Origin of the sequence: Gordonia sp. OPL2 (genome assembly GCF_003797825.1) — a bacterium.
Taxonomy (GTDB): Bacteria; Actinomycetota; Actinomycetes; order Mycobacteriales; family Mycobacteriaceae; genus Gordonia.
This window is the reverse complement of sequence record NZ_RKME01000005.1, coordinates 50,988-72,860: the sequence shown is the minus strand read 5'-3', so window position 1 is coordinate 72,860 and position 21,873 is coordinate 50,988. Positions and strand designations below refer to the sequence as shown.

The following is a 21,873-nucleotide window of genomic DNA, read 5'->3' as shown; positions in this document are numbered from 1 at the left end:
ATGACGCAGCGCTCGCCGAGGATCGACAGCACTCACCGAGGAATTCTGACAGAACCTCGTTCGCGGATGTACTGCTCGAGGACATGCGCCGTGGCCCGCTGCCCGGCAATCGTCGGGTGATAGCCGCCCAGCAGCCAGTGCCGCAGCTGCGCACTGTCTGGACCGTACTGCGGCGCGGCCACCCGGGGACCCCACTGCCAGGGGTCGGCGCTGCACAGGTCGTGGCGCTGATTCCACGGCGAACCGGGTCGGGCCAGGTCGACGAACGTCTCCCCCGTCCGCCGTGCGTTGTCGCGTGAGATCGCGTTGACCGCACCGATGAACCGATTGAGCTGCACGACCTCCCGATCGGACATGAACCAGCCACACCTGGCCCGCTGGTCCTGGCCCACGCGCGGCACGACCTGCGGTGCACCGAGAACGAAGATGTCCGCGTCCGGTGCGCGCCGTTGGACCTCCCGCACGATCCGTCGCTCATGCAGTCGTTGGCGCTCGTCGAGTACCCGCACCGACCGCGCCACGGTCGCGTCGTCGCATTCACGCAGCTGAACACATTCGACGACCTTGATGAACTCCGGATTGCCGATCACCTGCAGGACGACGATGTCCGTGGTCCGGGGCAGTCGATCGATCTGCAATCCCTCGTCGAACTGGACCGTCTCATCGACGTGGCGCGGTTCCGAGTTCGCACACGTGGCGTTCGTCAGGTCTGCGGACAGATCCCGCGCGACGACCTCGACGGCCGCGTGCCTGCTCCGGAAGCAATAGTTCGCCGGGCCGGTGGTCCCGGGTCGATACGACGTCATGTCTGCGGGGATCGTCCGATGGCTGTCTGCGCCCTGACCCGAGACATAGGAGTTGCCCATGGCGAACATTCGCAGGGGTGTTGCCGCATTCGCGTTCGGCGACAACGCCTTCGACGACGCCGCGAGCTGTGCCACGGCAACAAGCGCGGTGATGATGATCGTGGCGGCTGCGAGAACGGTGGTGCGAGCGGATGGCCGACGCCCCTTCGGAGTGCGACCCATCGACATTCGTGTGACGTTACTGTCATCCGGTCGGGACCAGCAATGGTCTGTCCGGACGACAGTCGTATCCCGCAGACATGCCGAGATCGTCGCCGGTCGACGTGGTCGGCTACGTCTCCCGACTGCGCCTCACGCCAACTGTGCGGCCAGCGATGACGCGTCGACGACGGGAAGGCCACACACCGTGCCCCGACAGACATACGCCGCGTCCGTCTCGTCCACCGGGCCCCGACCCACGAGCAACGGCACCGAGTCGCGCTGTCCCGCAACGATGATGGTTCCCCCCGGTGCGATCGACCGGGCGTGGGCGGCGAGCGCACCGGCGCTGCCGGGGGTCTCGGACACCGCGATCTGCAGCGGACCCGCCACCCGCGCCTCGGCGACGGCCAGCCAGTGTCCGGCCGACCTCGGCACCTTCACCAGTAGCACGACGGCACGGGCCAGGGTCTGCTCCAGCAGCTCGGCATACCGGACCGCCGGACCGTCCGGGGCCACCGACGACGCGATCAGCAAGGCCTCGGCCATCAGCGACGCTCCCGCCGGGGTGGCCCCGTCGACCGGGTCCCGCGGTCGCGTGATGAGTCCGTCGCCGGCCGCGTCGTACCAGGTTCCCGGCTCGTCGGTGTCGGCGAACAGGTCGATCGTCGCGTCCAGCACCACCAGACCCTGATCACGCCACGCCACGTCCCCGGTGGCCTGATGCAGCGTCAGCAGCGCCGTGACCAAAGCCGCGTGGTCATCCAACGCGGCGGCGGCTTGACCGACCACCCCGCCCAGCGACGATCGCCGCAGGCGGCCGTCGACGATGTGGCGCTCGACCAGCCGGCGCGCGCACCATGCCCCGAGATCGACCCACTCGGCCCGGCCCAGTCCGGTCCCCGCCTCGACCAGCGCGGTGACGGTCATCGCATTCCAGCCGGTCACCACCTTGTCGTCCCGCGCCGGTTGCGGACGGGCAGCGCGCGCCGTGAGCAGTCGCTCCCGAACCGACGCGAAGCGAGCCGGATCGTCGGGATCGGCGGGCAACTGCAGAGTCGACCTGCCGTCCTCGAACGTCCCAGCGGCAGTCACCTCGAAAACCTCTGCCGCCCAACGCCCGTCGTCGTCGCCGAGTACCTCGATCAGTTCGCTTGGCGACCAGACGTACGTCGAGCCCTCCACGCCGGCGGCGTCGGCGTCGAGCGACGAGGCGAATCCGTCGGCCACTCGCAGATCGCGGCGCAGGAACTCGATCGTCTCCGCGGTGATCCGCAGCGCCAGTGCGTCACCCGTCCTGCGCGCGAGATGGGCGTATACGCGCAACAACTGCGCGTTGTCATAGAGCATCTTCTCGAAATGCGGTACCACCCAGTCGTTGTCGACCGAGTAGCGAGCGAACCCGCCGGCGAGTTGGTCATGAATGCCACCCCGCGCCATCGCGACGCACGCCCGTACCGCCGCCTCCAGTGCGGCAGTGTCACCGGTTCGCTCCGACGACCGGATCAGCCCCTCGAGCAGAGCCGACGGCGGAAACTTCGGTGCGCCACCGAATCCACCGGACTGCCGGTCCTCGTCCTCGAGGACGGTCGACACCGCATGCGTCAGGAGCCGGTCGTCGACGCCGACATCGGTCGGTGGGAGCGCAACCGTGTTCGCGCGCAGGTGGTCACCCACCCGCGCTCCCATGGCGTCGATCTCCTCGCGACGATCAGTCCAGGCCTCGGTGACCGCGGACATGATCTGCACGAACGACGGCATACCGCCGCGTGGTGTCGACGGGAAGTAGGTGCCGCAGTAGAACGGCGCCCCCGTCGGCGTGAGGAAACAGGTCATCGGCCAACCGCCCTGTCCCGTCATCGCGACCGTCGCGTTCATGTAGATCGCATCGATGTCCGGCCGTTCCTCACGGTCCACCTTCACGCAGACGAAGTCGCGGTTCATCACCGACGCGGTCGCCGGGTCCTCGAACGACTCGTGTGCCATCACGTGACACCAGTGACACGCCGCGTAACCGACCGACAGCAGAATCGGGACATCACGCCGGGCCGCCTCGGCCATCGCATCGGGACCCCACTCCTGCCAGTGGACTGGGTTGTCGGCGTGCTGACGCAGGTACGGACTGGTCGACGCATCCAACAGGTTGCGCCCGGCGCCGCCGAGACCCGACTCCGGGTCGAGCGGCATGCGGTCAGGTGTCGGCGGACCTTCGTTCATCGGTGTGCACCCCATCCGTGGTGTCCGGTGTGGCCTCGCCGTCCGCCACCGAATCCGCGGCACCCGGATCGGTCCCTTCGTCGAACGCCTGGTCCGGCTCGGGATGGTCGGAGTCGAAGCTCTTCGGCAATTTTTTGAGCTGGGTGTTCATCGATCGGATCAGCAATGCGGTGCCCACCAGCAGGAGGATGATCACCAACAGCCCGAGCGGGGACGCCTTGCCGAACTCCGGGCCTTCGGGTTCCTGCGCGGCCAGCACCTGCAGACCGGCGGCGAGATTCATCGGGTTCACGGCTCCTCGATTCCGGCGAACAGATCGGATTCGGGTATCGACGTCTTCACCCGGGTCTTCGCCAACTCGAACTCCTCGGTCGGCCACAGACGCTGCTGCCACTCCAGCGGCACAGCGAAGAACACACCGTTGGGATCGATCTGCGTCGCATGGGCGCGCAATGCGTCATCACGCTGTGGGAAGTACTTTGCGCACTCGACCTGCGTGGTCACCCGACCCATCAGGTCACCGCGACTCGGGTCACGCTCCCACCGCTCGAGCCACTCCTTGAACGGGCTCTCCTGCCCGTGGCGCTCGAACTCATCGGAGAACAAGACCATTCGGTCCTTGATGAAACCGTGCGTGTAGTAGAGCTTCGAGACCGTCCACGGTTCACCGGTGCCCGGGTACGCATCGGGATCACCGGCACGCTCGTATGCGGCGACCGAGACCTCGTGGTCGCGGATGTGGTCGGGATGCGGATAGCCCCCGTGCTCGTCATACGTGATCATCACGTGCGGCCGGAACTCCCGGACCACCCGGACGAGCGCCTCCACGGCCTCGTCGAGGTCGATGGCGGCGAATGACCCCTCCGGAACGGGCGGCAGCGGGTCACCCTCGGGAAGTCCCGAGTCGACGAAACCGAGCCAGACCTGCTCGACGCCGAGCGCCGACGCGGCGTTGGCCATCTCTTCCTTACGGATCTCGCTCATCCGCTCCTTGACACCCGGTCGGTCCATCGCCGGGTTCAGGATGTCGCCACGCTCGCCGCCGGTCAGCGTGACCACGAGCACATCATTGCCTTCGGCCGCATACTTCGCGGTCGTGGCCGCGCCCTTGCTGGACTCGTCGTCCGGGTGAGCATGCACCGCCATCAGACGGAGACCGGCGTGGGGGCCACCAGTGTGAGATTCGGTCACGCTTCCTCACCTTCGGATCGATACTCCTCCCATGGTAGGTATTGACGCGTGAACAGTTCAGACGGGGGCACCGGCAGCGGTGAGGATAGGCCCGCTCGCTCCACTCCCGGCGCCGGTGAGGATCGGCCGCAGAGCGGTCCCCGGGCCACCTATCCCGTCGAGCGGTCGGCAACCAGCCGTCGACGCTGGTTCATCGGTCTGTCCGCGCTCGTCGTCGTGGTGGGAGTCGGTCTGGCCACACTCGGCTACAGCAAGTTCGCCAGTCCCGATGTCTCCGGCGAGGCGACCGGGTATCAGATCGTCGATCCCTCGACCGTCGCCGTACAGTTCACCGTCACCCGTAACGATCCGTCGCAGGCAGTCGCGTGTGTGGTCCGCGGCCGTTCGCTCGATGGCGACGAGAGCGGACGCCGCGAGATCCTCATCCCCGGTGGCACGCAGACCCAGATCGGTATGCGCACCGAGGTGATCACCTCAAAGCCGCCGGTGATCGGTGAGGTCTTCGGCTGCACCACCGACGTCCCCGCCTACCTGACCAGATCGACACCGTGACCGAGTCGATCCAGCCGAATCCACCGAACCGCCATCGCGCGGTGTTCGCCACCGTCACGACGCCCTTCTACGGTTATCTGCTGGCGTTGTTCGTCGGGGTGATGCTGATCAGCAACATCACCGGCACCAAGGGTGTCGTCCTGTTCGACGACTGGCTGAACGTCTCGCTCGGCCCGATCCAGATGAACGGCCTGGTCACCGACGGTGCGTTCTATCTGTTCCCCTTGGCTTACGTCCTCGGTGACGTGATCAGCGAGGTGTACGGTTTCCGCGCGATGCGCCGCGCCATCCTGTGCGGTTTCGTGGTGCTGCTGATCGCGTCGATCTGTTTCTGGCTCACCATCGAACTGCCCGCCGCCGAGTTCTACGAGGGCCAGGAGGCGTTCCGCACCGTCGCCGGCGTCGTACCGCAGTTCCTGCTCGCCGGTCTCGCCGGATATCTCGCCGGAGAGTTCCTGAACTCGTTCGTCCTCGTGAAGATGAAGGAGCGGGCCGGCGAACGACATCTCTGGGCCCGATTGCTCGGCTCGACCGTCGTCGGGGAGTTCGCCGACACCCTCGTTTTCTGTTCGATCGCAGCGACCGCGCTCGGCATTTCCACCTGGGGCGACTTCATCAATTACACGATCGTCGGATTCGTCTGGAAAACGTTGGTGGAGATCATCATCATGCCGGTGACCTACCTGGTCGTGGGGCGCCTCAAGAAGGCGGAGCCTAGCTACCAGCAGGCACTCCGCGAGGCGCGCGACGAGACATCGGATGTGCTTTAGCTCTCATTCACTGGTATCCTCGATTGATACACGGCTCCGCGAGGGGTCGTGTTGCTGCATTTTGAGCAGTCCATATGCCCAGGTGAAGAATGCGTCTGGGCGCGGACAACACAAAGGAGTAACCGATGACCGACACACAGGTGACGTGGCTGACCCAGGAGTCGCATGACCGCCTCAAGGGCGAACTGGATGCGCTGATCGCCAATCGACCGGTCATTGCCGCGGAGATCAACGAGCGACGCGAAGAGGGCGACCTCAAGGAGAACGGCGGATACCACGCGGCCCGCGAGGAGCAGGGCCAGCAGGAGGCACGCATCCGCCAGCTCCAGGAGCTGCTGAACAACGCCAAGGTCGGCGAGGCGCCGACCCAGTCGGGCGTCGCTCTGCCGGGCTCCGTCGTCAAGGTCTACTACGACGGTGACGAGAGCGACACCGAGACCTTCCTCATCGCCACCCGCGAGGAGAGCGCGAAGGGCGGCTCGATCGAGACGTACTCACCGAGCTCACCTCTCGGCGCCGCACTGATCGACGCCAAGGTCGGCGAGACCCGCGAGTACAGCGTGCCCAGCGGCGCGGTCGTCAAGGTCACGCTCGTCAGCGCGGAGCCGTACCACAGCTGATCCACATCGCCGATGCGTCGGCGACATGACGGCCGGTGTCGGAGGAATCCGACACCGGCCGTTGTCGTTGTGTCTGGCCGGCGTTCCGCGGAACGCTGAGGCCGGTCGGGCGAAGGCGTTCGCCGAAGCGTCGCCAGTGCTACGTCAGCGACACCTTCTCGCCGCCGGAGAACATCGAGTCATGGACTTCGACGACGGCGGGCACGGCGTCGGCCGGCATGTCGTAGACCACCCGGACCTGAACTGCGTTGCCAGGGTTGATGTTGTCCCACACCGCGACATCCGTGGTGTCGCTGTCGAGGGCGATCTGCGCGGACGTGTCGGACTCGAAGCTGCGTCCCTGGGCGTCCAGCAGTTTCTGATTGCTCGGCGAGAAACCCTGAGGCCGATCACCGATGTTCCTGACCGTCATGCTGACGATCACGAACTGCCCCTGCGGCTTCGCCGTCAGGTACGGGTTGTCTCCCACACTCGCGAGCCCTTTCTCGACGCCTGTGACGACGAACTCGAATTTGCCATCGCGCACAGGGGCGTTCATCGCTGCGACGTCGTCGGACTTCGGCTTGTTCACGGCCGTGGGTGCATCGGCGGCCGCGTTGGTTGCGGTCGGTCCGCCATCGGCCGCGGAGGCGTCGGTGGAGTCGCCGGAACCTCCACCGGAGAGTGCGGCGATGACGATCAACACCACGAAGATGCCGCCCATCACCCACGGCCACTTGCGCTTCTTCTTCGGCGGCTCGACCGGCGGGAGTGGCGCTCCGTACTGCGGCGCTCCATAGTTGGGAGCTCCATAGTGCGGAGCGCCGTACTGAGCGCCCGGGTACGGCTGCGACGCCGCATACTGAGGCGCTTCGTGGTGCGGACCGCCGGGCTGGGGAGCCGAGAACTGTGGCTCCGGATTCTGGGGAGTGGTCATGATCATCCTTCTCGCGTGCGATCCCCGGGAAGTGGGCATCGCCTCGAATGGGATGATGCAGCAGGGGTCTGACAAGTTTGCGCGGCATCAACTTTCGTGCAGGCGAACAGCGGCAAGGCCATGCCGAGATCTGGCGCTGAGGCTCTGCAGTCGACCTCGTGATCCGACCGCTTACTCGCAACCGTCGTCACCGAATGCGGCGAACCTCCACCGGTGCATCCAGATCCGCACACCCGCGATTGGCCGTGGGACAAAAACGGCCACCCACTCCTTCCACCAGCGGGCGCCCCGGCCGACAGCTCAGCTCTTCTTGAGCGACGCCACCGACACCGACTGCAGCGGTTCCAGTTCCAGCCATCCAGCCTTCACGTACGTTCGACGCGCCGCGGGGAGAACGTGGTCGGTGACGTCGACGTGCTCGCGGGACCGGATCTCTGCCAACAGTCCGAAGAATCGTATGAGGGCCGCCGACAGCGCGAGCTCGTCCGGATCCTGCTCGTACGGTTCGTCCCAGTCGAGCACGAAGGATGCACCGTCGACCACGACGGGTAGACGCCACGCCTCGTGGAGCAGATGGCGTTGCCGAGGCGCCCGGGCGAGAAAGTGGATGACGAGGTTGTCCGCGTCCCCCGGATCGTCCGAATCGAGGAGGTCTGCATCGCCTCCGACGAGGTCCGCCACACCCTCCAACTCGTCGGCTCCGAGGCCGAGACCCTCCAGATCGAGGTCGTCGAGGTCGTCGAGGTCGTCCTCCGCATCGGAATCGCGCCGGGCGTGCCACCAGAACACGCCGTCGATCTCGAGTTTCGCTCCGGGAGAGTCATTGTCGTCGATCGGTCCCCCGGGTTCGAACACATAGGAACCCGCCGGCACCTCGAACAGCATGATTCCGGAGTCGGAATCGGCCAAGAGCTCCGCAGGGGTCGCGGTCGACTTCCGAACAGGCCACTGCGTTTCGACCACGTCCTTCTCGACCCAGGTGATCGCGCCGGCGCCCGCCATGATGGATTCGACTGCTGCGAGCGCAGCACCCTCGTCGTACTCGTCGAGGGTCTGCAGTGCGTCGGCACTCAATTGGTCGAGTTCGTCCTGCTCGTCGGCATCCAGCGTCGGGTCCGTGTCGATCTCACGGTCGAGCAGGTCATCGACCAGCGGACCGAGTTCGCTGCTCGCAGCGGACAACTCACGCTCGAGTCGATGGAAACCGTGCGCGAGACCGGCTCTGATCCTCGCAGCGTTCTCTGGGTCCCATGACGATTCCGGTTTCCGGTTGCGTCGTCCCATGGCACTGACGCTACCGAACCACAGCGCGCGCCACGGGTCACGCGGCGGAAACCACGGACAGCGACGTGATCGGCGGGAGCTCAGGCCGACCGAGGCGCCGGTACTCCCGCTTGCTCGGCGGCAGGGACCGCTCGGTGATCGTCACCATCCCGGTCGTGACAGCTGCGCTCAGTTGCTCGAGAAACGTCAGCAGCGAGATACACCCATCGGGGACCGACAGAGTCGTGTTCTCACGCAGAGGGACCGGATAGACCGCCGCGTCGGCAAGCGTGGACTGCCGCCACGGGCTGATCATCGCGAGCAGTCCTTGCTCACGGCTACGTGTCAGTACATGCAGGGTCATGGCCTCGGGTAGCGGCCGCCCGGAATCGACTGGGACGTCATCGCCCTCCCCTGCGCACGACCACCACACACCGTCGACGGATACCTCGGTCGGCAGGGCGACAACGGGATCCAAGGTCCCCACCACGCGAGCGATCGGTTCAGCGAACAGGGTGCATCCGGACAAGCCCAACGCGGTCAGAGGTGCCGCGCCGGGCAGACCCACCGCCACCTCTTTCGTGGCGCGGATCGCCGAGATCGACATCCAGGTCAGGGGCAACCGCTCGATCAGATCGGCTGCGTGTCGGGCCCGCCCCCGGTCGGTCGTGAGCTGCTGTAGTTCTTCCAGGCATTCCTCCTGCTCGTCGGCCAGCTCGCCGTGCATGCTGGGGCGAAGCTCTCGTAACGTCCCGTCACCGAGAATATGGTCGAGCCCCTCGACATCGGACTCCAAGCGATCGATCTGACGGGTCTGTGTCTCGATCGTCTGGACGTATCCGAATGCGAGTTCTGCTCTGATCCGGGCCACGTTCTTCGGTGCCCAAACCGGTTCTGGTGTGCGATTCCGTCGTCCCATAGCTGAAGAACACTAGGGCCGTTCCACACCTGCGCCGGACTCCATCCACAAGAAATCCTGCCGCTCACAGTCAATCCACAGCGACACCCCAGATCGGCCCCAACCTGCGGGTTCATCCTCGGGGTATGAGAAAGAACACACGCACCCCCACCGTCCCGCTCGTGGTCCTCGACGACGACCCCGCCGCCCTCGACTACGCCCGCGCACTCTTCCTTCGCGACATCCCGCTCGGTGTCGTCAGCAGCCAGTACTCGGCCGCGATCCCGTTCATGCTCGGCAACAACGGGCACACCGTCGCGCTGGTCGCCGACGTCGACGACCCCGATCAGCTCGCCGAGGCCATCGTGCTCGTCGAACGACGACTCGGGCACGTCGGTTCGGTAATCCGCTACGCCGCCGACCTCCCGACCGACATCGACCTCCCGACCTCGAGCTTCGCGGCCTGACACGATCGTCCGGCACGCATCCGCAGCCATGCCGGGACAGGTCACGACAGCGTCGACGGTCCGCCGTGATCTCCGTGCAAGACCGTGCAAGCCCGACGACAGCGCACCGGTGCATCGTCGTCGACATGACATCAACCACCACGACCAGCCTGGCGATCGACGCCCATGGTCTGGTCAAACGCTTCGGATCGACCCGCGCCGTCAACGGCGTGGATCTGGCCGTCCCGACAGGATCGGTGTACGGCGTGCTCGGCCCGAACGGGGCCGGCAAGACCACGACGGTCAGCATGCTCGCGACGTTGCTGCGTCCGGACGAGGGCCACGCCACCGTATTCGGCTATGACGTCGTCGACGACGCCGTCGCCGTCCGCTCCCTCGTCGGCGTCACCGGCCAGTACGCGTCGGTCGACGAGGACCTGACCGCGTCGCAGAACCTGGTCCTCTTCGGTCGACTGCTCGGGTTCTCCCGCCCGGCGGCACGGTCGCGTGCCGAGGAACTCCTCGAGGAGTTCTCCCTGACCGAGGCCGCCAACCGTCCGCTGAAGAACTTCTCCGGCGGCATGCGCCGACGCCTCGACCTCGCGGCGAGCCTCATCGACACTCCCCCGCTACTGTTCCTGGACGAGCCGACCACCGGACTCGATCCGCGCACCCGGGCCCAGATGTGGAACACGATCCGCAATCTCGTGAAGCAGGGATCGACGGTTCTGCTGACGACCCAGTACCTCGACGAGGCCGATCAACTCGCCGACCGCATCGCCGTCATCGACCACGGGGTCGTCATCGCCGACGGCACCGCAGACGAACTCAAGCAGTCCGTCGGTGCGAGCACCCTGCAGCTGGTCCCCAAGCATCGTCCCGATGCACAGGAGGTCTGCCGCATCGTCGAGAACGTCCTCGGTGAAACGGCCACGCTCAGCCCCGAGGCATCACGCGTCTCGGTCGGTCTGCAGCAGCCCGCCCTGGTTCCCGACGTCCTGATCGCGTTGCGCGAGCACGAGATCGCCATCGACGAGATCACCGTCCAGAAACCGAGTCTCGACGAGGTCTTCCTCACCATCACCGGTAAGCCCGCGGCCGACCAGGCCACCGGGGACCAGCCGACCACCGACACCATCGAGCAGGAGGTCGCCTGATGACCACCACCATCGAGCGCGGCGCACCGTCGTCCGCTATCACCACGAAAAGCGCCCGGCTGCAGGCGAAGACATCCGTCAGCCTCGCCGAGACCGTGAAGCAGTCGTTCTCCATGGCCTACCGCGGTGTGCTCAAGATCCGCCACAATCCTGAGCAGCTCTTCGACGTCACGATCCAGCCGATCATCTTCACGGTGATGTTCACCTACATCTTCGGCGGTGCGATCAGTGGTGACGTGGCATCGTATCTCCCGGTGATCATCCCGGGCATCATGGTGCAGACCGTGATCACGACGTCCATCGTCACCGGCACCCAGCTCCGCGAGGACATGGACAAGGGCGTGTTCGACAGATTCCGATCGCTGCCGATCGCCCGGATCAGCCCGCTGGCGGGCGCCCTGATGGCCGACATGATCCGGTATCTGATCGCCACCACCCTGACCATCGTCATGGGTCTGATCATGGGCTGGCGCCCCGACGCGTGGGGCACGATCGCAGCAGCGCTGCTGATCATCGTGTGCAGCTTCGCCGTCTCGTGGATCTTCGCCCTAATGGGCTGTCTCATGAGCAAGGCATCGGCCGTGCAGGGTGTGTCGATGCTGATCCTGTTCCCGCTCACCTTCATGTCCAACGCCTTCGTCCCGGTCGACACCATGCCGGGTTGGCTGCAGGCCTTCGTCAAGATCAATCCGGTCAGCCACATCGTCACCGCGGTGCGTGATCTCACCGCAGGCGGTCACGCGAGCATCCATGTGCTGTGGGCTCTGGTCGGTGCTGCCGTGATCACCGCGGTGTTCGCGCCGCTGGCCGTCCGCGCCTATATGCGCAACACCTGAGCGACGCACTACACTTTTGTGCTCCCCCACGGCGCCAGGCGGATTCGGACCTCGTCCACCGCCTGGCGCCGTGTCAGCGTTCGGGCCCGGCCCAGCAACCCCTCCCAGTCCCGCCCGGAGAGGCCGGAGATGGTTGCCATCGACGAGTAGACTTCGTGGAGCGACGGATAATCTTGTCGCGCACCCAATCTCGTCGACAGCGCGAGCAGCCACGGTCCGTCGGCATCGGGTCGGTCGCCGGCGCACATCAGGTAACCGGCAGCCATCGCCATCGCTCCTGCCTGCGGCTGATCCTGCCATCCGAGCGTGCCGAACGTCTGGCCGATCCCGTCGGCGAGCAGAGCCAGGAATTCTTCTGCGGCGCCGACGTTGCCGGCCCGGACGATGCCGATGACCGACACACTGATCAACATGACCATGCCCGGGTCCTGGGCTCCCAGGGGATGATTGTGTTTGATCAGGTCCGCGGCCCGCCAGTAGATCTCGCCGGCCGCCTCGGTGTTGCCGCGAGCATGCTCGAGCTCGGCACGGCCGAGCATCATCGCGCCGATGACCTCCGGGTTGCCCTGCGGATTGGGATCCTCCGGCCGCCAGCCCTCCGCGGCGACATCGAGTTCGCGTTCGGCATCGTCGAGCCGACCCAGCGCGACGAGCGTCGCAACCAGATAGCAGCGGATCTGCTGTTCCTCGTCCCGCGCGCCGAGTCGCGCCAGATCGGCGATCCCCCCGCGGTAGTAGCCGATCGCTGGACCCCACATCGCCCGTTGCCCGTACAGGCTCCCGATCGTCACCTGGGTCATGCCCGACATCCACGAGTTGCGGTGTTCGCGGCCGATCCCGAGCAGCGCGAGGCCGTCGGCCAGTGCCTGATCGAGATTCCCGTAGTTCTCACGAGCATTCATCCGGATGGACAACGCGGCGGTTCGGACATCCTCGTTCGGGACCCGGGTGGCCCGGGACACATAGCGCATGGCGCCGACCGGGGATCGGCACAGCGCGCACGCCGACAACAGTTCGGTCGGTTCGTCGTACGTCCGTTCCGGCCGATGGAGTCGACGCAGGTAGTAGCGTCCCGTCGCCACCCACCGGTACTCGCGCCGTAACAGCAGGTGCGCCATCGACGCCAGGACGGTGAACTGCCACCGGCGTCTCATCGCATCGTCGAGATCGATACTCGGGGAAGGCAACACGGCGATGATCCGGGCGCCCCAGGACATCACCTCACCGTGCAACCCGCGCACCATCCAGAATCCGCTGAGCACCGGGAAGACGGACACCACGGTGTCGACCGATTCCGGGTCGTCGCCGCGGACAGCGCGTTCGGCGCTCCGACGCAACACCCACACGAGGTTGTCGACGTCGGCAGCGATCCAGTCGAACAACCGGTCGTCGACCGCGAGGTCGTATCGCTCTTCGGCTGTCGCTGCGAATGCCCGTGCCCAGCGCGCCATCGCACGATCGACGTGGTCGGGCTCGTCCGGACCGCCGGGTCGGGTCAGCATCTCCTCACCGAACTCCCGGACCATCTCCAGCATCCGGTAACGGGTGCGGCCGTCGGCCTCGGTCACCGTGAGCAGCGACTGGTTCACCAGCGCCTCGAGGATGTCGTCGAGGCGGAATCCGCTGTGCTCCACGACGACCGCCGCCGCGTCGATCGTGAATCCCGCCGGGAAGCGGCACAATCGGCGCATCGCCGACTGCGCATCGCCATCGAGCAGATCCCAACTCCACTCGATGACCGCGTACAGGGTGCGGTGCCGATCGGGTGCGGTGCGGTCGGTGCCGCGCAGCAACGCGAACCGCTCGGCCAGCCGTCGTGAGATCTCGGCGACCGTCATCGTCCGGATGCGAGCGGCGGCGAGTTCGATCGCGAGTGGCAGACCGTCGAGATGTCGGCACAGTTCGGCGACCTCGACTCGTGGCAGACGGGCATCCGGACGGATCGCGCGTGCCCGGCGCTCGAACAACTCGACCGCTGAGCCACGCACCCCGACGTCGAGCACCGGCAACAGGAAGATCCGTTCGGCGGCGAGCAACAACGGAGAACGGCTGGTCGTGAGGATGCACAGCGCGGGCTCGGCCGCCAGGAGGTCGGCCACCACCCGGGCACATCGCTCGATGACCTGTTCGCAGTTGTCGAGGATGATCACGGCGCGCTGTCCGCGCACGGCATCGACGAGACGATCCGCGAGATCGCCGACTGCGACACGCGGTCGTGCGCCGCTGCCGATCTCGGTCTCACCCACCCCGAGTGAGGCGGCGATCGCGGCGACGACGTCGTCATCGTTGCGGATGGGGGCCAACGGCACGTAGAAGACGGGTCGGCCGACCTCGGCGAGCGCGTCGCCGACCCGATGCGCGACGCGCGTCTTCCCGACTCCGCCGGGACCCTGGACGGTCACCAGCCGATGGTCGTCGAAGAGATCGACGATGGCCGCGATGTCGTCGTCGCGGCCGATCAGATCCGACGTCTCACCCACCAGGCCCACGGTGCGTGCCCGCCGAGTGGCGGGTGGGGAGATGCGCGCCTGCCGATCGCGGTCGCCCGGCGCACCGCCCCCGCCGCGCACCAGTTCACCGTTGAGTTCCACCGCCTGTGGCCCGGGGTCGACGCCGAGCTGTTCGGACAGTGCGCGGCGCAGCCGGGCGAACACCGACAGCGCCTCGGCGACCCTGCCCTCTCCGGCGAGTGCCCGCATGAGGTCCACGTGCGCCGACTCGTCCAACGGGTCTGCCCGACAACGCCGGTCGGCGATCTCCCGCGCGGTGGCGTAATCGCCGGTGTCCAGCGCCACCCCGACCCGACGCTGATCGAGGGCTTCGCGCAGACGCTCGGCACGCGCACGCAGATCGTCGTCGAGACCGATCACCCCGTCGTCGGCCAGGTCGTCGCCCGGTGTGCCCCGCCACCACGATGCGGCGGAGGACAGGGATGCGGCGTCACCCGCCTCGACGAGGGCGGCGACGATCTCCAGGTCGGTCCGGCAGCCGAGGAGTCGGTATCCGTTGCCGACACCGTCGAGCCGACCGGTGCCGAGCAACGGGCGCAGACGCGAGACCTGCGTGTGCAGCGCCGACATCGGTGACCGCGGGGGCTCCTCACCCCACACGTCGGCGATGAGCCGTTCGGTGGAGCGCGTGCGCCCGTCGGCGAGCGCGAGCGAGACGAGCAGTCGGCGTGCGCGCACCCCGGGCACCGGGACCAGACACTCGGGTGTGCCTGCCGTGCCGTCGGAGGGATCCCCGGCGGTGCCACCGTCTGCCGGTGCAGCACAGGCCGTCCTCACCGCCACGGGCCCGAGCAGGCCGATCACGGTGGGATTGTCGGGCGCGGACACCCCGTCAGGTTAGCCCCACCCCGTGTTTGAATGGATCCATGGCGCGCAGCTACCCCCTCGAGGACATCGACCTCGACTTCTTCGACACCGCCCCGATCACCTACCGGATCGACGTGAATCTGCCTGTCTCGCCCAGGCGGGCGTGGGCCGAGCTCACCCGGCAGAACACGCTCGACTGGTGTCGCGCAATCAAATCCATCGAATTCACCTCACCGCCGCCGTACGGCGTGGGCACCACCCGCAAGGCGTCACTCGGACCGGGCTTTGCCGGGCTGTCCGAGCACTTCTTCGTCTGGGACACCGACGAGACGACCGGGAACTACCGCAACGCTTTTCACGCGGTGACCGCCTCGACACCCGGATTGCGGAGATTCGGCGAATTGACCGAGATCCGCCCAGCCGACGTCGGCTGTCGGCTCATCTGGCTCTTCGCCCTCGAACTCGCCACCTCCGCGAAGGCCGTCAACGCCTTCTCCGGACCCACCGCGTCGACGGTGTTCAAGACCGTCGAGACCGACACGATCCGACATTTCGCGACGTTGGCACCGCAGACCTGATCAGGAGCGGAGGAAGCCCGCATCCGACAGTGCCCGGCGCACCTCGCGCTGGTGTTCGGGGCCGCGCGTCTCGACACTGACCGTCACCTGGACCTCGTCGAGATAGAGGTCGTCGGCGACACGGGAGTGCACGACATCGACGACGCTGGCACCGCGATCGCGCAGCAGCTCCAGCAGCGCGATCAGCCCGCCGGGCCGGTCGGAGACTGTCGCCGTCACCGTCAGGAAGCGTCCCGCGGCGGTGAGTCCGTGAGTGGTCACATGGCTGAGCAGCAATGGATCGATGTTGCCGCCCGACACGACGACGCACACCTTCCCGGACAGCTCGAGAGTGCCCGTGGTCAGTGCTGCGACGGCGGCCGCACCCGCAGGTTCGACGACGAGTTTCGCGCGCTCGAGCATCAGCAGCAGGGCGGTGCTGAGAGCCTCTTCGCTGACCGTGACGATCGAGTCGACCAGCTCGGAGATGTGCGCGAACGGCACGTCTCCGGGCCGGGCGACCGCGATGCCGTCGGCCATCGTGTTCATCGCCGTCAGTGCGACCGGATGTCCGTCGGCCAGCGATTGCGGCCAGGCCGCCGCCTGCGCGGCCTGTACCCCGACGATGGTGACCTCGGGTCGACGTTGCTTGACGGCGGCGGCGATCCCGGCCAGCAGCCCGCCTCCCCCGAGGGGTACGACGATGGCATCGACATCCGGCATCTGCTCGAGGATCTCGGCGCCCACGGTCGCCTGTCCGGCCACGATGTCGGGGTGGTCGAACGGGTGGATCAGCACCGCGCCGGTCTCGTCGGCGAACGCCTGGGCCGCGACCAGGGCCTCGTCGACCGTCGAGCCGTCGAGGATCACCTCGGCCCCATAGGCTTTCGTCGCCGCGATCTTCGGGAGCGCCGCACCACGCGGCATGTACACCCGCGAGGAGATCCCGAGCTGGGTGGCCGACCAGGCGACACCCTGGGCGTGGTTGCCGGCACTAGCCGCCACGACACCGCGAGCACGTTCGTCGGCGGACAGCCGGGAGATCCGGTTGTAGGCGCCGCGCGGCTTGAAAGAGCCCGTGCGTTGCAGGTTCTCGCACTTCAGCCAGACCTCGCAGTCACCACGCTCCGACAACACGCGCGACGCGATCATCGGGGTCCGGCGCATGACCTTCGCCAATGACTCCGCGGCGGCGTCGATGTCGTCCCAGGTCACCACCATGGTGGGGCCGTACTCAGCCGAGCGCGTTCTCGAGATCACCGAGGAGATCGGCGATGTCCTCGATCCCCACGGACAGCCGGACCAGATCGGCCGGTACCTCCAGCAACGAGCCGGCCGTCGACGCATGTGTCATGGCACCCGGGTGTTCGATCAGGGATTCGATGCCGCCCAGCGATTCGGCCAGGGTGAACACCTCGGTTCGTGCGCAAAAGTCTTGTGCCGCAACCTGTCCCCCCTTGACCCGCACGGACACCATGCCACCGAAGCGACGCATCTGCTTACCCGCCACGTCGTGGCCGGGATGCTCCGTGAGACCGGGATAGAGGACCGAGTCGATCTTCGGATGCGACGACAGGTAATCGACGACCTGCTCGGCGTTGTCGCAGTGCCGGTCCATGCGCACCGCGAGCGTCTTGATGCCGCGCATGGTGAGGTAGGCGTCGAAGGGGCCGGGGACGGCGCCCGCACCGTTCTGCAGGAACGCGACGGCCTCGTCGATCTCCTCACTGTTGGTGACCAGCGCGCCGCCGACGACATCCGAGTGCCCGCCGAGGTACTTCGTGGTCGAGTGCAGGACCACGTCGGCACCGAGCAGCAGCGGCTGCTGCAGATACGGCGACGCGAAGGTGTTGTCCACCACCAGTTTCGCCCCGGCCTCGTGCGCGACACCGGCGATCGCCTCGATGTCCCCGACGTTGAGCAGCGGGTTGGTCGGGGTCTCGATCCACACCAGCTTGGTCGCCGGGGTGATGGCCGCGCGTACCGCGTCGACGTCGGACACCGGCGCCACGGAGTAGGTGATCCCCCACTGCGTGAAGACCTTGTCGATCAGACGGAAGGTTCCGCCGTAGGCGTCATTGGGGATGACCAGGTGGTCACCGGGTCGCAGGGTCGCCCGCAGGAGCGCATCGGTCGCCGACATCCCGGAGGCGAAACCGCGTCCGTACGAACCCCGTTCGAGCGCGGCGAGATTCGCCTCGAGGACCCGGCGCGTCGGGTTGCCCGTGCGTGCGTACTCGAATCCATCACGGAGTCCGCCGACGCCGTCCTGGGCGAAGGTGGAGCTGGCGTAGATCGGGACGTTCACCGCACCCGTCTGCGGGTCGGGTTCGTAACCGGCGTGGATGGCCTGCGTCGAAAATCCCTGCCAGCGTGACTGATCGGCTGCGCTGCGCTGCTCGCTCATGGTTCTCCTATCCGACGATGGGGTTGCTGCTGACGAACGCCAACAGGTCGTGGCGGGTGATCACGCCGACCGGCTTTCCGTCGTCGACCACCATCAGCGCGTCGGAATCCGACAGCGCCTTGGTTGCCGCCGAGACCGGCTCACCGGACCCGATGAGCGGGAACGGATCCCCCATGTGCGCCGACACCGGATCGGCAAGATTGGCTCGTCCCTCGAACACCGCGCTCAGCAGATCGCGCTCGGTGACGGCTCCCGCCACCTCACCGGCCATCACGGGTGGTTCCGCACCGACGACGGGCATCTGGGAGACCCCGTACTCGCGGAGGATCTCGACGGCGTCGCGGAGTGTCTCGGACGGGTGGGTGTGCACCAGGTCCGGCAGCGCACCGGTCTTGCCGCGCAGCACGTCGCCGACGAGCGGCTCCTTCGCCTTGCCGTCGAGCGGGGTACGCAGGAAGCCGTAACTGCTCATCCACTTGTCGTTGAAGATCTTGCCGAGGTAGCCGCGTCCGCCGTCGGGCAGCAGGACGACCACGACCGCATCCGGGCCCTCGCGCTCGGCGACCTGGAGGGCGGCGACGACGGCCATGCCGCACGATCCACCGACCAGAAGCCCCTCCTCCCGGGCCAGACGACGGGTCATGTCGAACGAGTCGGCGTCGGAGACGGCGATGATCTCGTCCGGGATGGCCGGGTCGTAGGCGCTGGGCCAGAAGTCCTCGCCGACGCCCTCGACGAGATAGGGACGGCCGGTGCCGCCGGAGTAGACCGAACCCTCCGGGTCCACGCCGACGACCTTGACCTTGCCGTCGGAGACCTCTTTGAGATAGCGACCCGTACCGGTGATGGTCCCGCCGGTCCCGACGCCGGCCACGAAATGTGTCACGGTGCCGTCGGTGTCGGCCCAGATCTCCGGGCCGGTGGTCTCGTAATGGCTCTGCGGGCCTGCCGGGTTGGAGTACTGATCGGGCTTCCACGCGCCGTCGATCTCCTGCACGAGGCGATCGGAGACGCTGTAGTAGCTGTCGGGATGATCCGGCGGTACTGCCGTCGGGCAGACCACGACCTCGGCGCCGTAGGCACGCAACACGTTGCGCTTGTCCTCGCCGACCTTGTCGGGGCACACGAAGACGCAGTGGTAACCGCGCTGCTGGGCGACCAGCGCGAGTCCCACACCGGTATTGCCCGAGGTGGGTTCGACGATGGTCCCCCCGGGCTTGAGCGCGCCGGACTCCTCGGCCGCATCGACCATGCGCACGGCGATGCGATCCTTGCTGCTGCCGCCGGGGTTCAGGTATTCGATCTTGGCCGCGACCAGTCCCGCGCCGGGTGTGGTCACCGAGTTGAGCTTGACCAGCGGGGTGTTGCCCACCAGGTCCACGACATGATCAGCGATGCGCATGTGTCCATCGTCCCAGAGGCGCGGAATCGGCGGGAAGCCGGACTAAGCTGGCAGCCGTGTCCGAGTTCAGGTCGCCAGGTTTCGGTTAGTCGGCACGCCATGGACAGCACTCGTCTCCTCCGCGACGTCGGCGCGACGGTGGCCGCCACCGCGGCGAGCGCCGGCGCCTCGTGGGCCGCATACAACTACCTGAACAACCAGGCCGCCGAAGCGCGGACCGTGATCCCGCATCGCACCGACGACGCCCCGAACGGCGACGGCGTGTACCTGCCCGACGGGACCGGGCCACATCGGTACACCAGGGACAGCGCCGTCGACCTCTATCTGGTCGTCTTCGGCGACTCGACGGCTGCGGGCTTGGGCGCCGACACCGCCGATCAGACACCCGGTGTGCAGGTCGTCCGGCGGGTTGCCGCCGAGACCGGCAAGACCATCCGCTACGCGAACAAGGCGATCGTCGGCGCCACGTCGAAGGGCCTGGCCGCGCAGATCGACGCGATGCTCATCACCCGCGAGCACCCCGACGTCGCGGTCATCCTGATCGGCGCGAACGACGTGACCGCGTCGAACGGCATCCGGTCGTCGGCAAAGCGTCTCGGCGAGGCCGTGGACCTCCTCGTCCGCAGCGGTGCCGCAGTCGTCGTCGGCACGTGCCCCGATTTCGGGGTGATCACCGCGATCCCGCAGCCGCTGCGGTCGGTGTTGCGGCGGTGGGGCCTCCAGTTGGCATCGGCACAGCGGGGAGCCGTCCGCGCAGCGGGCGGTCGCGCGGTGCCGATGGCCGACCTCCTCGCCAAGGAGTTCCTCGCGAGGCCGGACCACATGTTCTCGCCGGATCAGTACCACCCGTCGGCCGCCGGATACGCGCTCGCCGCCGACATCCTGCTCCCCGAGGTGCTCTCGGCCATCGGCGAATGGGGTAGCGCCCCGCTGCCGAAGCCGCCCGAGGTGTCCGAGGCGGTCGAGCAGAATCGCCTGATCAGCCGGGCACGGAGACTCATCGGACGCCAGACGGACCAAGCAAGTGCTAGGGAGTAATCTGACTGCCATGCCTGAAGCAGTCATCGTCGCCCATGCCCGCTCCCCGATCGGCCGTGCCGGCAAGGGATCCCTCAAAGACGTCCGCCCGGACGAGCTCTCCCGTCAGATGGTCGCCGCCGCACTGGCCAAGGTGCCGGCACTCGACACCGCCGACATCGAGGACATCCACTGGGGCATCGGCCAGCCCGGTGGTCAGGGCGGCTACAACATCGGCCGCGTCATCGCCGTCGAACTCGGCCTCGATCACGTGCCGGGCGTGACGGTCAACCGCTACTGCTCGTCGTCCCTGCAGACGACCCGCATGGCCCTGCATGCGATCAAGGCGGGCGAGGCCGACGTCCTCATCTCGGGTGGCGTCGAGAGCGTCTCGAGCTTCGGGATCTCCGGCGGCGCCGACGGTGCGCCCGACTCCAAGAACCCGGTCTTCGACGAAGCCATGACCCGCACCGAGAAGTCCGCCGAGGGCGGCGCACCGGCGTGGCACGATCCGCGCCAGGACGGCCTGATCCCCGACGTCTACATCGCCATGGGTCAGACCGCGGAGAACGTCGCCAGCTTCACCGGTATCTCCCGCGAGGATCAGGACCGGTGGGGTGTGCTCAGTCAGAACCGTGCCGAGGATGCGATCAAGGCCGGGTTCTTCGAGCGCGAGATCGACCCGGTCATCCTCCCCGACGGCACCAGCGTCACCACCGACGACGGACCGCGCGCCGGCACCACCTATGAGAAGGTCAGCCAGCTCAAGCCGGTGTTCCGGCCGGACGGGACGATCACCGCGGGCAACGCCTGCCCGCTCAACGACGGCGCAGCAGCTCTCGTCATCATGAGCGACACCAAGGCCAAGGAACTGGGCCTGACGCCGCTGGCGCGTGTCGTGGCCACCGCCGCCACCGGTCTGTCGCCGGAGATCATGGGTCTCGGCCCGATCGAGGCGATCCGCAAGGTGCTCCGGATCTCGGGCATGTCCATCTCGGACATCGACCTCGTCGAGATCAACGAGGCGTTCGCCGTGCAGGTGCTCGGCTCGGCCGCCGAACTCGGCATCGACCACGACAAGCTCAACGTCTCCGGCGGGGCCATCGCGCTCGGCCATCCGTTCGGCATGACGGGTGCGCGCATCACCACCACGCTGCTCAACAACCTGCAGACCCACGACAAGACCTTCGGCATCGAGTCGATGTGCGTCGGTGGCGGCCAGGGCATGGCGATGGTGCTCGAGCGCCTCAGCTGACCGTGGCGGGCACAGCCCGCTCTGCATCCACATGGGGAAGCTGTCGTT

The 21,873-nt window shown here is 67.2% G+C and carries 20 protein-coding genes; 9 read left to right on the top strand and 11 right to left on the bottom strand.

Going from position 1 to position 21,873, the window contains the following annotated elements:
* Positions 1-32 precede the first annotated feature (32 nt).
* The 4 genes from EEB19_RS07250 to mca form a co-directional block, all read right to left on the bottom strand.
* On the bottom strand, positions 33-1,028 hold the full coding sequence (locus EEB19_RS07250) for a GDSL-type esterase/lipase family protein (protein ID WP_187584635.1): 996 nt from the start codon (positions 1,026-1,028) through the stop codon (positions 33-35).
* 129 nt (positions 1,029-1,157) lie between these two features.
* Positions 1,158-3,191, bottom strand: coding sequence for a thioredoxin domain-containing protein (locus EEB19_RS07245; protein ID WP_187584931.1), 2,034 nt, complete (start codon positions 3,189-3,191; stop codon positions 1,158-1,160).
* 4 nt (positions 3,192-3,195) lie between these two features.
* A complete protein-coding gene (locus EEB19_RS07240; RefSeq protein WP_187584633.1) occupies positions 3,196-3,504 on the bottom strand; it encodes a hypothetical protein in 309 nt (102 codons plus the stop codon).
* A 5-nt stretch (positions 3,505-3,509) separates the two neighbouring features.
* A complete protein-coding gene (gene mca, locus EEB19_RS07235) occupies positions 3,510-4,412 on the bottom strand; it encodes a mycothiol conjugate amidase Mca (RefSeq protein ID WP_187584631.1) in 903 nt (300 codons plus the stop codon).
* 48 nt (positions 4,413-4,460) lie between these two features.
* Between mca and EEB19_RS07230 the strand changes: the two genes are divergently transcribed.
* The 3 genes from EEB19_RS07230 (at position 4,461) to greA (ending at position 6,354) form a co-directional block, all read left to right on the top strand.
* On the top strand, positions 4,461-4,964 hold the full coding sequence (locus EEB19_RS07230) for a DUF4307 domain-containing protein (protein ID WP_187584629.1): 504 nt from the start codon (positions 4,461-4,463) through the stop codon (positions 4,962-4,964).
* Positions 4,961-5,734 (top strand): queuosine precursor transporter, encoded by a 774-nt coding sequence (locus EEB19_RS07225; protein ID WP_187584627.1) that lies wholly within the window; start codon positions 4,961-4,963, stop codon positions 5,732-5,734. The genes EEB19_RS07230 and EEB19_RS07225 overlap by 4 nt, the downstream gene beginning before the upstream one ends.
* A gap of 125 nt (positions 5,735-5,859) precedes the next feature.
* Positions 5,860-6,354 (top strand): transcription elongation factor GreA, encoded by a 495-nt coding sequence (gene greA, locus EEB19_RS07220; protein ID WP_187584625.1) that lies wholly within the window; start codon positions 5,860-5,862, stop codon positions 6,352-6,354.
* A gap of 139 nt (positions 6,355-6,493) precedes the next feature.
* Here greA and EEB19_RS07215 read toward each other — a convergent pair whose 3' ends face one another.
* The 3 genes from EEB19_RS07215 to EEB19_RS07205 all read right to left on the bottom strand — a co-directional run bounded on the left by EEB19_RS07215 (position 6,494) and on the right by EEB19_RS07205 (position 9,404).
* A complete protein-coding gene (locus EEB19_RS07215; protein ID WP_187584623.1) occupies positions 6,494-7,270 on the bottom strand; it encodes a DUF4352 domain-containing protein in 777 nt (258 codons plus the stop codon).
* Positions 7,271-7,570: 300 nt separating this feature from the next.
* Positions 7,571-8,554, bottom strand: a complete 984-nt coding sequence (locus EEB19_RS07210; protein WP_187584621.1) for a hypothetical protein — start codon at positions 8,552-8,554, stop codon at positions 7,571-7,573.
* A gap of 37 nt (positions 8,555-8,591) precedes the next feature.
* Positions 8,592-9,404, bottom strand: a complete 813-nt coding sequence (locus tag EEB19_RS07205; RefSeq protein ID WP_187584619.1) for a hypothetical protein — start codon at positions 9,402-9,404, stop codon at positions 8,592-8,594.
* Between the two features lie 173 nt (positions 9,405-9,577).
* Between EEB19_RS07205 and EEB19_RS07200 the strand changes: the two genes are divergently transcribed.
* The 3 genes from EEB19_RS07200 (at position 9,578) to EEB19_RS07190 (ending at position 11,870) form a co-directional block, all read left to right on the top strand.
* Positions 9,578-9,898, top strand: coding sequence for a hypothetical protein (locus tag EEB19_RS07200; RefSeq protein ID WP_187584617.1), 321 nt, complete (start codon positions 9,578-9,580; stop codon positions 9,896-9,898).
* A gap of 125 nt (positions 9,899-10,023) precedes the next feature.
* Positions 10,024-11,034: an ATP-binding cassette domain-containing protein gene (locus EEB19_RS07195; RefSeq protein ID WP_187584615.1), complete on the top strand. Its 1,011-nt coding sequence runs from the start codon at positions 10,024-10,026 to the stop codon at positions 11,032-11,034.
* The gene (locus EEB19_RS07190) at positions 11,034-11,870 is read left to right on the top strand and encodes an ABC transporter permease (protein WP_187584613.1); all 837 of its coding nucleotides are present in this window, start codon (positions 11,034-11,036) and stop codon (positions 11,868-11,870) included. The genes EEB19_RS07195 and EEB19_RS07190 overlap by 1 nt, the downstream gene beginning before the upstream one ends.
* 8 nt (positions 11,871-11,878) lie before the next feature.
* Here EEB19_RS07190 and EEB19_RS07185 read toward each other — a convergent pair whose 3' ends face one another.
* Positions 11,879-15,208 (bottom strand): BTAD domain-containing putative transcriptional regulator, encoded by a 3,330-nt coding sequence (locus tag EEB19_RS07185; RefSeq protein WP_187584611.1) that lies wholly within the window; start codon positions 15,206-15,208, stop codon positions 11,879-11,881.
* 38 nt (positions 15,209-15,246) lie between these two features.
* On the opposite strand from EEB19_RS07185, the gene EEB19_RS07180 reads away from it, so the two are divergent.
* Positions 15,247-15,765: an SRPBCC family protein gene (locus tag EEB19_RS07180; RefSeq protein WP_187584609.1), complete on the top strand. Its 519-nt coding sequence runs from the start codon at positions 15,247-15,249 to the stop codon at positions 15,763-15,765.
* On the opposite strand, the gene ilvA is transcribed toward EEB19_RS07180, so the two are convergent.
* The 3 genes from ilvA to EEB19_RS07165 are packed head-to-tail and all read right to left on the bottom strand — an operon-like array spanning position 15,766 to position 19,553.
* Positions 15,766-16,965, bottom strand: coding sequence for a threonine ammonia-lyase (gene ilvA, locus EEB19_RS07175; RefSeq protein WP_187584607.1), 1,200 nt, complete (start codon positions 16,963-16,965; stop codon positions 15,766-15,768). It abuts the gene before it with no gap.
* A 13-nt stretch (positions 16,966-16,978) separates the two neighbouring features.
* Entirely contained in the window at positions 16,979-18,151 is a 1,173-nt protein-coding gene (locus EEB19_RS07170) for a cystathionine gamma-synthase (protein WP_187584605.1), read from the bottom strand.
* A 7-nt stretch (positions 18,152-18,158) separates the two neighbouring features.
* Complete coding sequence (locus tag EEB19_RS07165) at positions 18,159-19,553, bottom strand: cystathionine beta-synthase (protein WP_187584603.1); 1,395 nt, start codon at positions 19,551-19,553, stop codon at positions 18,159-18,161.
* Between the two features lie 99 nt (positions 19,554-19,652).
* On the opposite strand from EEB19_RS07165, the gene EEB19_RS07160 reads away from it, so the two are divergent.
* Positions 19,653-20,591 carry an SGNH/GDSL hydrolase family protein gene (locus EEB19_RS07160; RefSeq protein ID WP_187584601.1) on the top strand — a complete coding sequence of 313 codons (939 nt, stop codon included), beginning with the start codon at positions 19,653-19,655 and terminating at the stop codon, positions 20,589-20,591.
* A gap of 10 nt (positions 20,592-20,601) precedes the next feature.
* Positions 20,602-21,825, top strand: coding sequence for an acetyl-CoA C-acetyltransferase (locus EEB19_RS07155; protein WP_187584599.1), 1,224 nt, complete (start codon positions 20,602-20,604; stop codon positions 21,823-21,825).
* Positions 21,826-21,873 lie beyond the last annotated feature (48 nt).